We start from the raw sequence: 15023 nt of genomic DNA on the forward strand, positions 1-15023 counted from the left end.
TCGGTATGTCCTGGTTCGCTGCCCTTCGTGACACCGCGCGGACCGGACTCACCCTGGACCGGGCGCTCACCGACCCCAAGCGGGCGCTGCGCGGGGCGGTCGCCGTGGGGCTGGTGATGTTCCCGATCCTGGCGGTCAGCGGGGTCCGGCTGGCCACCTCCGCCGCGATGGGGGCGTTCATCGCCGGAGCGGCCACCTTCCAGCGCAGCTTCCGGCCCCGCGCCAGCCTCGCCGTCGCGGCCGGGATCGGGCTCGGCGTCAGCTCCTTCCTCGGCTACCTGGCGGTCGGGGTGTACGGGCTGTTCCCGGTGCTGCTCGCCGTGTGGGCCTTCGGCGCCGGACTCGCCTGGGCGATCGGACCGACCGCCGGGATCGTCGCCACCAACACCGTTTCGGTGATGCTGATCGTCGTGCAGCTGCCGGTCAGTGTGGCCACCGCGCTCGGCCACGGGCTGGTCGCCGCGTTCGGCGGGATCGTCCAGGCCGCCGTCATCACCCTCTGGCCGATCGGGAGTTGGACCGCCCAGCGGGCCGCGCTCGCCGACACCTACGCCGAACTCGCCGACTACGCCCGCCGGTTGCGGCAGGACCCGACCGCGCACGTCGACCCGGAACCGTTCATGACCGCCCGGCACGCCTCGGCCGTCACCCCCTGGCAGGAACGCCACCGGCCGCCCGAACTGCGCGGCCTGCGCGGCATCGCCGAACGCATCCGCCCCACCCTCGCCGCGCTCGCCGACCCCAAGGTGGGCGCCCCCGAGGAGGGGCCGGAACGCGACCGCGCCCGCGAGGTGCTGGCGGCCGCCGCCGAGGTCATGGACGCCATCGCCCGGGCGGTCCGCACCGGCGACCCGGTCCGGCTCCCCCGCTCGGCGCCCGCGCTCACCCTGGTCCGGCCGGACGAGGGGCCGCGGCTGCAGGGAGCCGCCCGGCGCTCCGCCCGGCGGCTCGGCGGGCTGCTGCGCAAGGCGGCGGACGCGCTGGAACGCGGTGACGCGGACACCATCACCACGCCCGTGGTCGGGGCCGGCGGGGCGCTGCACAAACCGTCGATCCTCCGGATGCTGCCGGTCGCGCTGCGGACCGTACGGCGGCAGCTGCGGCCGCGCTCGGCGATCTTCCAGCACGCCGTCCGGCTCGCCGGGGTGGTCACGGTCGCCTATCTGCTGGCCCGGCCGTTCGGGTTCCACCACGGGTACTGGGCGCCGATGACCGCGGCCATGGTGATGCGGCCGGACTTCGCCCAGACGTACAGCCGGGGCGTCGCCCGGCTCGTCGGGACGGTCGTCGGGGTCGTCGTCTCGACGCTGGTGGTGCAGCTGGCCCACCCCGGGGAGTGGGTGCTGGCCGCGCTGGCGGTGCTGTGCATCGGCGGGGCGTACCTCGCGTTCCGGACCGGGTACGCGCTGACGACCGTCGGGATCTCGACGTACGTGGTGTTCCTGCTCGGGCTGCAGGAGGGGAACCCGCTGGAGACGGCCTTCGAACGGGTGGGGATGACGCTGCTCGGGGGGACGCTGGCGCTGCTCACCTACGCGCTGTTCCCCACCTGGCAGACGGCCCGGCTCGGCGAGCGGCTCGCCGAGTGGCTGGCGGCGGCGGGACGGTACGCGGCGGCGGTCGTCGCCTGCTACGAGCACCCGGCGACGCCACGGGGGCGGATCGTCCGGTCGGCGCTGCTGGACTCGCGGGAGGCGCGGTCGGAGCTCATCCAGGCCATGGAACGGGCGGATGCGGAGCCGGGGCGGCACGAGTCGGGGCTGGCCGGGGTCACTCGGCGGCAGCTCGACCGGGCCCGGGCGGCGGTCGGGCACCTCGGGCGGGCGGCGGTGCTGCTGGAGGCGCACCTGCCGGGTGCCGATGCGGAGCCCGTGCCGGGGGCGGCGGAGTACGCGGAGGAGTTGCAGCTGGCCACGGCGTTGGCGGCGGGGGCTCTGCTGACGGGGGGGACGGTGGAGTTCGGGGCGGTGCGGGTGGCTCAGGAGCGGTTGGAGGCGGTGCTGCCGGTGGGGGTGCAGGGCGATGTGGTGCGGGCGGGGACTCGGTTGATCGGGGTGGCTCTGCGGGATCTGGAGCGGGCGTTGCGGGGGAGTGCGGAGCGGGAGGGGGCGGGGGCCCGGGTGGGAGAGTGGGGGGATGGATGACGAGGTGGTGCGGGAGTGGCGGGTTGTCGAGCAGGAGCCTGGGGTGGTGCTGCTGGACGGGTTTCATCCGCTGAAGCATGCGTTGCGGTTCGGGGGTGGGGTTCGGCGGGTTTTGACGGGGGATCGGGGGGCGTTGCTGGGGTTGGCGGGGGAGTTGGCGCCGGATGTGGTGCCGGCGTTGGAGGGGTTGGCGGTGGAGGTGTCGGAGGAGCGGTTGCGGGGGCTGGTGCCCCGGCTGCATCCGACGGGGGTGATCGCGTTGGCGGTGCGGCCGTCGGTGGCGGCGAACCGGGAGGTGTTGGGGCGGCGGCCCCGGCGGGCTCCGGTGGTGGTGTTGGAGAATCCGCGGAACCTGGGGAACGTCGGGGCGGTGATCCGGTTGGCGGCCGGGTTCGGGGCCACCGGGGTGGTGACGACCGGGGATCTGGATCCGTGGCATCCGACGGTGTTGAGGGGGAGCGCGGGACTGCACTTCGCCACGGCCGTGGAGCGGGTGGGGTTGTCGGAGCTGCCTCCGGGGCCGTTGTACGTGCTGGATCCGGAGGGGGCGGACATCCGGGACCTGCCGTTCCCGGATGATGCTCTGCTCGCCTTCGGGACGGAGCGGCACGGGGTGTCGGCGGAGTTGAAGGCGCGGGCGGACCAGTTGGTCGCGGTGCCGATGCAGCCGGGTGTGTCCAGTTTCAATCTGGCGACGAGTGTGGCCATGGGCCTCTTCCACTGGATGTCCGGGAAGCGGTGAGGCGGCCTGGTGTCAGTGGGGGTTGGCGGGTGAGTACTCGGGGCCGGTCCAGGTCAGTGGGGTGGCGTCGGCGAGTTCGCGGACGCCGGTGACGGTCAGTTCGACCATCCGCTCGGCGCCCGGGGCGGACTGTCGGGCCTCCTCGGACCAGTCGGTGCGGGCCTCGCCGGTGATCAGCAGGGATCCGCCGGTCTCCCAGTCGGGCAGCAGAAGGCCGGCCCGTGGGTCCAGTTCGAGGTTCCCGAGGGTCATGAACATCGCGTTGCCGCGGTACTCGGGCCAGCGCACCGTGTCGGTCGCGACGGCCTCCAGGAAGCCGGGGAAGCCGCCGCGGTGCGAGGCGTCCACCCGGCCGTCCGGGCCGGCCGTCGCGATGAAGAAGGTGTCCGAGGTGTTCACGGCGAGTCGCTGCGCCGTGGACAGGGCCTGGCCCTCGGCGACGGTGCGGGGCGAGCCGGCGCCCGGGCGGTCCAGCGGGGTGCGGCGCTGGATGTACTTGGGGCAGTTGGACACCACCTCCTCGGCGTGGACGGTCAGGCCGCCCCGGCCGTCCGGGGCCGAGCGGCCGTTGAGCCGCATCCGGCGGCGGCCGGCCGGGTCCAGGGCGATGGTGCCGATCTGCGTCGGGCGGGCCAGGGCCTCGGCCAGCGGGTCGGCCTCGGCCGGGCGGGCGGCGACCGTCATGGTGCGCTCGTCCGCGGCCTGGAGGAAGCCGGCCGGGCCGGACAGCTGGGTGGCCCAGACCCGGCCCTCCAGGTCGGCGGCGCCGACCACCAGCATCCGCCGCTCGGTGAGGAAACGGGCGGCCACCGCCGGGACGGTGCTGCGGATCGACCGGCCGGCGTGGTCGGCCCGGTCGGTCACCCCGGCGCGGGCCTGGGCGGTCCGCTCACCGGAGTGGTAGGGCGTGCTGATGGTCGTCATGGTGTGCTCCCCCGTGGCACACCAGCAGGTGCGCCGGCTCGGGACCGTCGGGTCCGGTCTAGAAGAAACCGCAGGTCGGGGCGCCGGTGGTGGGGGCCTCGGCGGTGGTCCCGTCCACGCCGGTGCGGGTGTAGATCTCCAGCCGGGTGCCGTCCGGGTCGCTGAAGAAGATGCCTCCGGAGGCCGAGCCCTCGCCGTGCGGGACGACGCCGTCGTAGGCGAAATCGGCGCCCAGTTCGCGCAGCAGGTCCTCGGTGGCGCGGACCTCGTCGAGGCTCTCGACCTCGAAGGAGAGGTGGTGCAGGCCGGGGGTCCCGGTGGAGAAGGTGCCGGTGCTCTGCTGCCAGAGCGTGACCACCAGGCGGCCGTCGCGGCCGAGCAGGGCGTAGCGGCGCTCGGGGTCGGTGCCCTCGTAGGCGAGCTGGAGGCCGAGGACGGCGCGGTAGAAGTCGATCGAGCGGTTCAGGTCGGTGACGTTCAGGCCCACGTGGCCGGTCTGCAGGGTGCGGAGCAGGGTGGTGCTGGACATGCCTGGTCACTCCCGGGGCTGGGGCTTCCGGCGAGGCCGCTGCCTAACCGGTAATAAGGAGATTAGGAGTTAGGTGATGAGGCGTCAACCGGTGTGACAGCTTGAAGTGGTTAGGTCCGGGAACGCGAGAGCCCCGCTGGACCTCGTGGTCCGGCGGGGCTCTCGGGCGGTGTGCGGTCAGGCCCACTCCCAGCGGATGCCGATGTGGCCCGGCTGCTGGTCCGGGGCCAGGACGTGGGCGCTCGCGGAGGCGCCGATCCACAGCTGTTCGCGGCGGTGGTCGACGTCGGCGCCCGGCTCGCGGTCGTAGCGCTCGCAGTGCGCCGGGACGGCCGCCGGGTCGAAGTGGACCTGGAGCACGTACTCGCGCACGGGGGTGGCGAAGCGGCGGCTGTACTCCATGGTCGGGCCGCCCGGCGGGATCTCCACCTCGTACTCGAAGACCGTGCTGTCGCCGAGTCCGAGCGGGCGGTCCAGCATCAGCTCGGCGACGGTCAGGCCGTCGTCCGGGCGGCGGCGGACCCTGCCCAGCCGGCCGTGCCGGACCGAGGTGATCTCGGGGCAGCCGGTGGCCTCCTCGTCGGCCTTGTGGACGACCATGCAGCGGCCGACGCCGCCGACCGTGGCGCGCACCACCTGGCGCATCCGCAGCAGGTTGCCCCGCCGCTCGGCGTCCACGTAGTACGAGTCGTGGATGCTGAGGCGCTCCAGCTCGCCGGCCGGCGGGGCGTCCAGCTCGGCGAAGATCGAGGCGATCTCCTGCTCGCCCGGCCAGACGTCCTCCAGCCCGAGGTGGAGGGTGTTGGCGGCGGCGGCCCAGCGGCCGCGCGGGCGCGGCGGGCCGAGCAGCGAGGAGAGCGCGCTGTGCGGCAGGCCGAGCAGTTCCTCCAGCAGGTGGACGGCGCGCAGCGAGCTGGCCCGTTCGGGCTGGCTGCGACCGCGGCGCCAGTAACTCAGCGTGGTGACACTGACCCTGACGCCACGTTGGGCCAGGGCGGCGCGGATCCGGTCCAGGCTGAGGCCGCTGGCCTCGATGGCCAGGTGTAGGGCGTCCGCGAAGCCGCCGGGCGGGGCGGGGCGGCCGGGGGACGGCGCGGGGGCCGGGTTGGCGGACGGCGCGGGGGCCGGGTTGGCGGACGGCGCAGGGGCGGGCGGATCGGGTCGCTCCGTACGCGATCCGACCAGCCGCAGCCGCGCGGCGTCCTGAGGCTGCTGTGCGGCCATGCGGTGACCCTCCCCACCAGGTGAGTTCGGTTGCACCGGGCCGACGCCGGGGCGCGCCGCCAGCGGCTTCACCGAGCTTTGGGGAACCCTATGCACGGTCGAGAGGCTACGTCATCAGTCGTGCGTATGACAGTGGTCACGGCAGGTGGACCGGAGGGTTATCGATCTTGAAACAGTCCGGAAACACGGCCGGAACGCAGGCCCCGGGAGTGGGGAACCGGGCGGAAACGGACACCGCCGGGGCGGGCCGTGTCGGCGCCGCCCCGGCGGGGGTCCGGGTGTGGTGCTACCGGTCGGTGATCACTTGACGTTCAGGGCGACGTCGTCGATCACGAAGCTGGTCTGGTTGGAGCCGTCCTCGGTGCCGGTGAACGTGAGGGTCACGGTCTGGCCGGCGAAGGAGGTCAGGTCCAGGGTCTGCTGCACGTAGCCGGCGGCCGCGTCCGCGTTGGACCAGGTCTTCAGCGTGGTGCTGCCGGCCTTGAGGGTCAGCTTGTCGTACGGGGTGCTGCCGGTCTCCGCGGTGTCGATGTGCAGCGCGAAGGTGAGGGTGGCGGAGGCGCAGCCGGCCGGGACCGAGACGGTCTGCGACAGGCTGTCGGTGTGGGCGGAGCCGTAGCCGTCCAGCCAGGCCTTCCAGCTGCCCGAGTGGGCCGGCTCCGAGGAGCTGTTGTCGACGACGCCCGAGGAGGTGCTCCACGGGGCGGCGGTGCCGGTCTCGAAGCCGCCGTTGCCGATCAGCTGGGTGGCGGTGCAGCCGCCGGTGGGCGGCGGGGTGGTGCCGCTGCCGCTGCCGCCGCCGAGCAGGGCCGTGGTCAGGGCGTCGGCGACCGGGCTGCCCCAGCCGGTGACCTGGTCGTAGCCGCCCTTGGTGGAGAAGTCCTGGTTGGCGCCGGTGGTCACGTCGTGGAAGGCGCTGCCGTAGCTGCTGCTGTTCGCGACCGCGTACAGCCGCGGGCTCGCCTCGCCGAGGACGGGCTGTCCGGCGGCCTTGGCCTTCTGGTTGAACTGGGCGGCGTAGCCGGCCCACAGCGGCGCGGCCGCGCTGGTGCCGCCGTAGACGGCCCAGGCGCCGCCGCTGTAGATCGCGAAGCCGCTCTGCGGGTCGGCGTTGGAGGCGACGTCCGGAACGGTGCGCATGGTGCCGTTGATGCCGGTGCCGGTCTGCCAGCTCGGCTTGGCGAACACGGTGGAGACGCCGCCGCCGGCGGTGCTCCAGGCGCTCTCCGAGGAGTAGGTGTTGGAGCTGCTGACCTTGAGGTTGGTGCCGCCGACACCGGTCTGGTGCGGGCTGGAGGCCGGGAAGTCGACCGAGGTGACGCCCGAGCCGCTGGCGGAGCGGGTGCAGTCGCGGGAGCCGTCGTCGCCGGAGGCGGAGAAGACCGAGATGCCCTGGGCGGCGGCCTGCTTGAAGGCGTTGTCGACGGCGGTCATCGAGGAGGCGGTGGTGTCCGGCTCGCAGGTGCCCCAGGAGATCGAGATGACCGAGGCCTTGTTGTCGGCCACGATCTTGTTGGCCATGTCGATCTCGCCCTGGTCGCTGTTGGGCGCCTCGTAGAGCAGCTGGGTGGCCTTGGGGGCCGCGCCGCGGACGATCTCGCTGTCCAGCTCGACCTCGCCCTCGCCCTGGCCGGGCGAGGAGTCGTAGTTCGCGCCGTCCACCGAGACGGTGGAGACGGCCGGACCGGTCAGGCCGTACTGCGAGTCGTAGGTGGTCAGGTCCGAGGTCTTGTAGCCGTCGAACTCCCAGAGGGCGACCGTGGTGCCGGTGCCGTCGGCGCCGGTCCTGTTCAGGTTGTAGGCGCCCTGGTACTGGGCCGGGGTCATGCCGTTCGGGGTAGCGGCGGCGGCGTTCGGCGCGGCGATCCGGCCCTTGCGCACCGCGTGGTTGTCCAGGCCGCTCACGCCCTGGACCACCGAGGCCAGTTCGGCGGGGATGGAGGCGGCGGCGTCGTTCGCGAAGAACGCGCGGCTCGACCGGGGGTCCAGGTAGGAGCTCTCGTGGGTGCCGAAGGCCTGCGAGATCTGGGCGGCGGTGCCCTTGGCGTTGACCACCTGGCGGTTGGCGCTGACGTCGCCGACGGTCAGGCCCTGGGCCGCCAGGTAGGCCTTGACCTGGTCGACGGACTGCTGGGTGGGCGCGAACCGGTCGCTGAACTGCTGCGGCGTCAGGTACTTGCCGAACTCCGGCGCGCCGGGGGTGGTGACCGCGGTGAGGAAGCGGTCCAGCTCGGCCGCGTTACGCAGCTTCAGGCTGACGGCCACCGAGATCTGCTGCTCGGCCGGGACGTCACCCTTCTTCTCCGAGTGGGCGACCGCGGGGTTCACGGTGTTCGGCAGGGCGACGCGCGGGGCGGCGTGTGGGGTGGCGGCCTGCGCGGTGGAGAGGCCGAGCGAGACGGCGGTGAGCGGCAGGACGGCTATCGCGGCGGCGACGGCGAGGGAACGGTGGCGCAACGGATCCTCCTCCGTCCGGCTGTGGGGAGCCGGCAAGGGGCAAGGCGTTCCGAGGGGTTCGGGAACGCTGGCTAGAACATGTCAGAACGGATCGGCGCCGTGGATCATGGTCCGGCAATTCATTGCTAAAAAACAGTCAACTGTGGAGGCCGGGAAAGCGGGGGATTCCATACAGTGAATGACCGGAATTCCGGCACCGGTCCGTACCAATTCACGGCGCGCGGCGCGGCCGTAGAATCGGACGGAGCCGAGGGAGAGCGATGACTAACGTGATGCCGGACCCGAGGGACCACCGACCGCTGATCGGCGAGCCGTTGGCGCTCGACCTGCTCAACACCCGCTGGGCCGGGACGCCCGTCAACGACGCGCTCACCGGCGTCGAGCAGTACGGGATCTGGCTCTCCAGCAACGGGCTGAGCGGGCGCTGCACGGCCGACGAGGCGGGGCTGGCGGCGATCCGTCAGGCCCGCGAGGCGATCGAGCTGGCGGCCCAGGACACGCGCGAGCAGGGCGAGTTGGGCGCACCGGCCCGGGACGGGCTGGACGCGGTGCTGGCGCACGGGCGGATCCTGCGGACGGCCGGGCCGGGCGGCGCCGAGGACCGGGTCGAGGCCGACCGGCCGGAGTGGCTGGCGCCCTGGCTGGCGGCGGACGACTTCCTCACGCTGCTCGGACAGGGCGCTCACCGGGTGAAGCAGTGCGCACACGAGGCGTGCATTCTGCATTTCTTCGACGCCTCGCAGAACGGGCGCCGGCGGTGGTGCCGGATGGCGGTCTGCGGGAATCGGGCGAAGGCGGCGCGGCACTACGTGAAGGCGCGGGGTTAACCGACGACCGAACGAAGGGTCGGTGCGGCGGGGCGCGGCCGGGGTGGATCCGCCGGCCGCGCCCGGTGGCCGGTCAGGCCTCCGAGGGGGCTCCCAGCCAGCTGGTGAGGGCCTCGTGCAGCTCGCCCCGGCCGGGGTCGACGGCGGCCCAGGCGACGTAGCCGTCCGGGCGGATCAGCAGGACGGTGTCGGCCAGCTTGCCGTGCGGATCGGCGGGTGCGGCGGTGACCAGGCGGTCCGCCCAGGGGTCGACGGCGGTCAGCTCGTCATTGCTGACCAGCACGAACTGCCCGGCGCGCAGCGCCTCGTAGAGCCGCTCGGGGCCGGCCGGGGAGCCCTCGGCGGGCTTGCTGAGGGCGGTCAGCCGCAGGTCCGGGACGCGCTTGCCGACCTGCGGGTGGGCGCCCTTGGGGGCGGGGTAGGAGATCTCGATCCCGGAGACCATCCGGGCGCCGCGCTCGGTGAGCAGGTCGAGGTGGCCGCCGATCGCGGTGAGCGCCCCGCGCAGGGCGCGGGTGGGGGCGGACTCGGCGAGGGCGATTCGGATCAGCGCGCCGGAGGTGCGCAGCACCGTCCTGGCGACCGGGTGCCGCTCGGTCTGGTAGGTGTCGAGCAGGGCGTCGGTGGCCCGGCCACGGAGGGCGGCGGCGAGCTTCCAGGAGAGGTTGGCGGCGTCCTGGAGGCCGGTGTTCATGCCCTGGCCGCCGGCCGGGGAGTGGCAGTGGGCGGCGTCGCCGGCCAGGAAGACCCGGCCGGAGCGGTAGTTGGGGGCCTGGCGCTCGTCGCTGTGGAAGGTGGAGCTCCACCGCACGTCGTGCAGGCCGTAGTCCTCGCCCTGGGTGGCCCGGACGATCGCGGTGAGCTGCTCGGGGGTGGGGGTGGCGCCGTCCGCGTGGTGCTCGTTGCGGTCCCAGGCGATGACCCGGTACCAGCCGTCGCCGAACGGGACGACGAAGGAGAAGCCGGCCTTGTTGGCTCCGACGGCGATCGCGTCGGCGGGCTCGCGCTCCAGCCGGACGTCGGCGAGCATCACGGAGTCGACCACGGACTCGCCGGGGAAGGGGATGCCGAGCAGCTCGCGGACGGCGGAGCGGACGCCGTCGGTGCCGACCGCGTAGCGGGCGCGGTGGCTCTGCCCGTCGGCGGTCCCCAGGGTGACGCCCTCGGCGTCCTGGCGCAGCCCGGTGACCTCGGCGCCGCGCAGGATCACCGCGCCGGCCCGCTCGGCGCGCTCCTGGAGCAGCCGTTCGACGTTGTACTGCGGGGTGATCAGGACGAACGGGAAGCGGCTGGGCAGCGAGCTGAGGTCGATCCCGAGCCGGTTCATCATCTTCAGGCCGCCGAGCGGGCGGCCGGTGGCGATGAGCTCGTCGGCGAGGCCGCGGGCGTCCAGCAGCTCCAGGCTGCGGGCGTGGACGGCGAAGGCCCGGGTGAGGTTGGACTCGGCGGCGCGCTTCTCCAGGACGGTGACGCCGACCCCGGCGGCGGCGAGGTCGCCGGCCAGCAGCAGTCCGGTCGGTCCGGCGCCGACGACGATCACGTCGGTTTCGGTGGTCGGCTTCAGGGTCATGTATCAGCTCCCGTTGTTCGGAGGGCGGTTGGACGCCGTTTCCGGCGTTCTCCCAGCCTCCATCATCGCTGGCGCCCACGGAGCTGTGAACCGCCGGTCCCCCGGCGGTCGGTGACCACCGGGGGACCGGGTTGCGCAGGTGGGGCGGCCGGCCGTGCCGTGCCGCCCCGGCCGGGCCGGATCAGCTGTGCCGGCGGATCTCCACCGTGCGGAACCGGTTGGCGACGAAGGCGCCGTCGCAGTAGGCCGAGTTGGCGGCCGGGTTGGCGCCGGTGCCGTGCAGGTCGGAGAAGGCGGCGGTCTGGTTGGGGTAGACGCCTCCGGTGAGGTTGAGCGAGAGCGAGACGCCGGAGTCCAGCGCGGCCTCGACCAGCAGGGCCTCCACCTCGGGCGAGGTGGTGTAGCCGGAGGCCGTCATGGCGCCCTTCTCGCGGACCGTGGTGCGCAGCAACTCCACGGCGGCCGCGGTGGATTCGACGGCGACGGCGAAGGAGACCGGGCCGAAGCACTCGCTGCGGAACACCGCGCGGTCGTCCGGCTTGTCGGCGTCGAGCTTGATCAGCGCGGGCGTGCGGACGGTCGCGCCGGGGAAGTCGGGCGAGACCACCGGGCGCGGGGCGAGGGCGAGTTCGCCGTACTCCCCGCCGGCCGCGGCGGCCGAGCGCTGGAGCACGCCCGGGTTGACCACGGCGCCGAGGATGGCGGCGGCGCGGGCGTCGTCGGAGAGCAGGCCCTCGATGGCGCCGGCGAGGTCGGTGACGACCTGGTCGTAGGACTTGTCGCCCTGGTCGGTGCTGATGCCGCCGCGCGGGATCAGCACGTTCTGCGGGGTGGTGCACATCTGGCCGCTGTAGAGCGAGAGCGCGAAGGCGAGGTTGCCCAGCATGCCCTTGTAGTCGTCGGTGGAGTCGATGACCACCGCGTTGACGCCGGCCTTCTCGGTGTAGACCTGGGCCTGCTTGGCGTGCTCCTCCAGCCAGTCGCCGAAGGTGGTCGAGCCGGTGTAGTCGATCATCTTGATCTCGGGGCGGACCGCGAGGGTCGCGGCGACGGTGCCGCCCTCGTGCTCGGCGGCCAGGCAGACCAGGTTGGCGTCGAAGCCCGCCTCGGTGAGCACCTCGCGGGCGACGGCGACGGTCAGCGCGAGCGGCAGCACGGCCCGCGGGTGCGGCTTGACCAGCACCGGGTTGCCGGTGGCCAGCGAGGCGAACAGGCCCGGGTAGCCGTTCCAGGTGGGGAAGGTGTTGCAGCCGATCAGCAGCGCGAGGCCGCGCGGGACGACGGTGAACTCCTTGGTCATCACCAGCGGCTCGCGCTTGCCCTGGGGCTTGGTCCAGCCGGCCTGCCGGGGCAGCCGGGTCTGCTCGGCGTAGGCGTAGGCGACGGCCTCCAGCCCGCGGTCCTGGGCGTGCGGACCGCCGGCCTGGAAGGCCATGCCGTAGGCCTGGCCGGTGGTGTGCATGACGGCCTGGGCGAACTCGTGGGAACGGGCGTTGATCCGGTGCAGGATCTCCAGGCAGACGGCGGCGCGCTCCAGCGGGGAGGCGGCGGCCCACCCGGGCTGGGCGGCGCGCAGTGCGGCGATCAGCGAGTCCGGGTCGGCGTGCGGGTAGGTGATGCCCAGCTCGATGCCGTACGGGGAGGCCTCGCCGCCGACCTGGTCGCCGTCGGTGGGGTGGCCGTCGAGGGCGAAGGGCCGGCCGAGCAGGGCGTCGAAGGCGGCCTTGCCGTCGGCCGGGCCGCTCTCGCCGTAGGCCTTCGGGAACTCGGGGTACGCGGACCAGTAGTCGCGCTTCGCGGCGGCGGAGAGCGCGGCGTCCAGGGTGGCCTGGTGGCGCTCGACCAGCTCGCTGACGAGGGGGTGGGTGACCGCTGCGGACATCTGTGCGCTCCTCAGGGGGGAGGACGGGACACGTCACAGAGTAACCGAACGATCGGTCGGCTCAAGAGGGAGCAGGGGACGGATTCCGGCCGGGTCCCGCGGGCTCCCCGGAACGCGAAGGGGCGCGTCCGGTCCGGACGCGCCCCCGCTCCGACGGTGGTGGGCCGGTCTACGGCACGCCGAGCTCGAAGATCACGTACCCGGCGTACCAGCCCGAGGCGATCGCTCCGGTGCCCAGCACGGCCGCCAGCACCGGCCAGCTGAGCTTGCGCATCCCCACCGCGAGCGCGATGAACAGCGGGAACGCCGGCAGCAGGTAGCGCGAGACGTTGCCGAAGATGCCCAGGCTGCCGAGCACCGAGACGATCGTGGCCAGCGTGTAGGCGGTCAGCACCAGCGGCGGCCGCAGCCGGACCAGCAGCACGATCAGCACCGGCAGGCTGAACACGATCAGGGTGGCCAGCAGGTCCGGCACCGGGAAGGCGAAGGGGTAGTCGCTGCGGCCCAGCAGGACCCCGCGGATCGCCTGCCAGGTGCCCTGGCCCCCGTCGAAGTAGTGCAGCCAGGCGTCGTGCTGGATGCGGAAGTAGCCGCCCCACTCGCCGGTCCGCCAGCCCACCCAGGCCACGTAGCCGAGCAGGCCCAGCGGGGCCAGCACCATCGCGGCCAGCGGGCGCAGCACGCCGCTCTCCCGCCGGTACAGCTCGACCAGCGCGGCCAGACCGACGGCGCCGATCAGCGCCGCCGCGGTCGGCCGGTTCAGCCCGGCGACCAGGGTGACCACCCCGGCCGCGACCCACTGCTTGGTCATCGTGAGGTAGCAGGCCCAGGCGGCCAGTGCGACGAACAGCGAGTCCGAGTAGACCGCCCACTCGGCGCCCGAGCCCGGGGCGATCGCCCAGATCCCGGCGGCGATCACGCCCGCCCGGGGGCCGGACAGCCTGTCCACCACGGCGTAGATCCCGGCGGCGGCGAACAGCGAGGCCAGTACCGAGACCAGCATCCCGGCGCCGTACAGGCCGAGGCCGGTGACGTCCGAGGTCAGCCGCATCAGGCCGGGGTAGAGCGGGAAGAAGGCGGCCGAGTTCTGCTCGATGGTGAAGCCGGGCTGGCCGCCCGGGATCGGGACCAGCGCCGGGTGGTAGCCGAACTGGGCGACCTGCTGGTACCACCAGCCGTCCCAGCTGGCCAGTACGTCCCAGGGGTGGGCGCCGCCGCCGAACCGGGCCGGCTTCTTGGCGTAGTCGCCGGCGAAGGAGAGCAGCTTCATGAACACCGTGAAGCCGATCAGCTTGAGCACGGCGTAGCACCACACGGCCGGGCCGAAGCGGACCACCAGGGCCCGGGCGCGCGCCTGCCAGGGGTGCGGGACGTCCGCCGGCTCCTCGCTGCGCTGTTCGGGCACGTCGGAGGAGACTGCCGGTATTGCGTTCATCAGCTGTGGACCCCAGCCTGCTGGACGTGGACGATCGTCCGCAGATTCTAGGTCCCGTCCTCGAAGGCGTGGACCGAGCGGACCCGATCGAGTGGCCCGTGGGGCGTCCGGGGATACTCGGAGGATGGCCGATCACACCACGCGCACCGCCTATACCGTCGAGTCACTGCTCGCGGTCACCGTTGACGTGTTCAACGAGCGGGGTTACGACGGCACATCGATGGAGGACCTCTCCCGGGCGGCCGGGATCTCCAAGTCCTCGATCTACCACCACGTCCGCGGCAAGGAGGAGCTGCTGCGGCTGGCCGTGGGCCGGGCCCTGGACGGGCTGTTCGCGATCCTGGCCGAGCCGGCCGCGGTGGAGGGCCCGGCGGTGGAGCGGCTGGAGCACGTGGTGCGGCGCACGGCGGAGGTGCTGCTGGCCGAGCTGCCGTACGTGACGCTGCTGCTGCGGGTGCGCGGCAACACGGCCACCGAGCTGTGGGCGCTGGAGCGGCGGCGGGACTTCGACCACCAGGTGGCGGAGCTGGTGCGGGCGGCCGTCGCGGACGGCGCGCTGCGCGGGGACGTGGAGCCGCGGCTGGCCACCCGGCTGCTGTTCGGGATGATCAACTCGATCGTGGAGTGGTACCGGCCGGGAGCGAAGGGAGCGGACGGGGTCGCGGACGCCGTGGTGCACCTGGCCTTCGACGGCCTGCGGGCGCGGTGACCTGCTAGCGGTACCGGTCCGGGGGCCTTCGGTCCGGGGGCTCAGTCCGGCGGGACCTGGTCGGTCTCCTCGAACACCAGCATGGTTCGGGTGCCGAGCACCTGGGGGATGGACTGGATGCGGTTGAGCACCAGCTCCCGCAGGGCGTGGTTGTCGGCGGTGTGCACCAGCAGCAGGACGTCGAAGTCCCCGCCGACCAGGGCGATGTGGGCGACCCCGGGCAGTCCCAGCAGCTGCTCGCGCACGGTGCGCCAGGAATTCTGGACGATCTTCAGGGTGATGTACGCGGACGCGCCCTGACCTGCCCGTTCGTGGTCCACCCGGGCGGTGAAGCCGCGGATGACGCCGTCCTCGACCATCCTGGAGATCCGGGCGTACGCGTTGGCCCGGGACACGTGCACCCGCTCGGCCACCGAGCGGATGGAGGCGCGACCGTCCTGCTGCAGCAGCCGCAGGATCGACCGGTCGACCCGGTCGAGTCTGGACATCTGTTCAGCCGACATGACCCCCCACCCTCACCGATTGGACGCACTGCCACCAGTCGACCGCTGCTCAGGCCGAATGTCCACCACCTTGTCAC

12 protein-coding genes are annotated in these 15023 nt (G+C 73.2%); 4 read left to right on the plus strand and 8 right to left on the minus strand.

All coding sequences use genetic code 11. The features are described from left to right. Positions 1 to 5 precede the first annotated feature (5 nt). Complete coding sequence (locus tag ACZ6Z8_RS19625) at positions 6 to 2144, plus strand: FUSC family protein (protein WP_465611304.1); 2139 nt, start codon at positions 6 to 8, stop codon at positions 2142 to 2144. Continuing rightward, positions 2137 to 2886, plus strand: coding sequence for a TrmH family RNA methyltransferase (locus tag ACZ6Z8_RS19630; RefSeq protein ID WP_465611305.1), 750 nt, complete (start codon positions 2137 to 2139; stop codon positions 2884 to 2886). The genes ACZ6Z8_RS19625 and ACZ6Z8_RS19630 overlap by 8 nt, the downstream gene beginning before the upstream one ends. A 12-nt stretch (positions 2887 to 2898) precedes the next feature. Here ACZ6Z8_RS19630 and ACZ6Z8_RS19635 read toward each other — a convergent pair whose 3' ends face one another. From ACZ6Z8_RS19635 to ACZ6Z8_RS19650, 4 genes are all read right to left on the minus strand, one after another. Further along, positions 2899 to 3810, minus strand: coding sequence for a pyridoxamine 5'-phosphate oxidase family protein (locus ACZ6Z8_RS19635; protein ID WP_465611306.1), 912 nt, complete (start codon positions 3808 to 3810; stop codon positions 2899 to 2901). 58 nt (positions 3811 to 3868) lie between these two features. Next, positions 3869 to 4339: a VOC family protein gene (locus ACZ6Z8_RS19640; protein WP_465611307.1), complete on the minus strand. Its 471-nt coding sequence runs from the start codon at positions 4337 to 4339 to the stop codon at positions 3869 to 3871. 177 nt (positions 4340 to 4516) lie between these two features. Then, complete coding sequence (locus tag ACZ6Z8_RS19645; protein WP_465611308.1) at positions 4517 to 5563, minus strand: XRE family transcriptional regulator; 1047 nt, start codon at positions 5561 to 5563, stop codon at positions 4517 to 4519. Positions 5564 to 5863: 300 nt separating this feature from the next. Beyond that, a complete protein-coding gene (locus tag ACZ6Z8_RS19650; RefSeq protein WP_465611309.1) occupies positions 5864 to 8020 on the minus strand; it encodes a S53 family peptidase in 2157 nt (718 codons plus the stop codon). 260 nt (positions 8021 to 8280) lie between these two features. Here ACZ6Z8_RS19650 and ACZ6Z8_RS19655 point away from each other — a divergent pair, with 260 nt between their 5' ends. Then, entirely contained in the window at positions 8281 to 8847 is a 567-nt protein-coding gene (locus ACZ6Z8_RS19655; protein WP_465611310.1) for a CGNR zinc finger domain-containing protein, read from the plus strand. A 73-nt stretch (positions 8848 to 8920) separates the two neighbouring features. Here ACZ6Z8_RS19655 and ACZ6Z8_RS19660 read toward each other — a convergent pair whose 3' ends face one another. The 3 genes from ACZ6Z8_RS19660 to ACZ6Z8_RS19670 all read right to left on the minus strand — a co-directional run bounded on the left by ACZ6Z8_RS19660 (position 8921) and on the right by ACZ6Z8_RS19670 (position 13734). Further along, entirely contained in the window at positions 8921 to 10417 is a 1497-nt protein-coding gene (locus tag ACZ6Z8_RS19660) for an FAD-dependent monooxygenase (protein ID WP_465611311.1), read from the minus strand. 181 nt (positions 10418 to 10598) lie between these two features. Further along, positions 10599 to 12299, minus strand: a complete 1701-nt coding sequence (paaN, locus tag ACZ6Z8_RS19665) for a phenylacetic acid degradation protein PaaN (RefSeq protein ID WP_465611312.1) — start codon at positions 12297 to 12299, stop codon at positions 10599 to 10601. A 169-nt stretch (positions 12300 to 12468) separates the two neighbouring features. Continuing rightward, complete coding sequence (locus tag ACZ6Z8_RS19670) at positions 12469 to 13734, minus strand: hypothetical protein (protein ID WP_465611313.1); 1266 nt, start codon at positions 13732 to 13734, stop codon at positions 12469 to 12471. Between the two features lie 124 nt (positions 13735 to 13858). Between ACZ6Z8_RS19670 and ACZ6Z8_RS19675 the strand changes: the two genes are divergently transcribed. Then, positions 13859 to 14443, plus strand: a complete 585-nt coding sequence (locus ACZ6Z8_RS19675) for a TetR/AcrR family transcriptional regulator (RefSeq protein WP_465611314.1) — start codon at positions 13859 to 13861, stop codon at positions 14441 to 14443. 41 nt (positions 14444 to 14484) lie between these two features. Here ACZ6Z8_RS19675 and ACZ6Z8_RS19680 read toward each other — a convergent pair whose 3' ends face one another. Beyond that, on the minus strand, positions 14485 to 14946 hold the full coding sequence (locus ACZ6Z8_RS19680; protein WP_465611315.1) for an Lrp/AsnC family transcriptional regulator: 462 nt from the start codon (positions 14944 to 14946) through the stop codon (positions 14485 to 14487). Between the last annotated feature and the right edge of the window lie 77 nt (positions 14947 to 15023).

The sequence above is a fragment of the Kitasatospora sp. NPDC101108 genome (assembly GCF_055584725.1).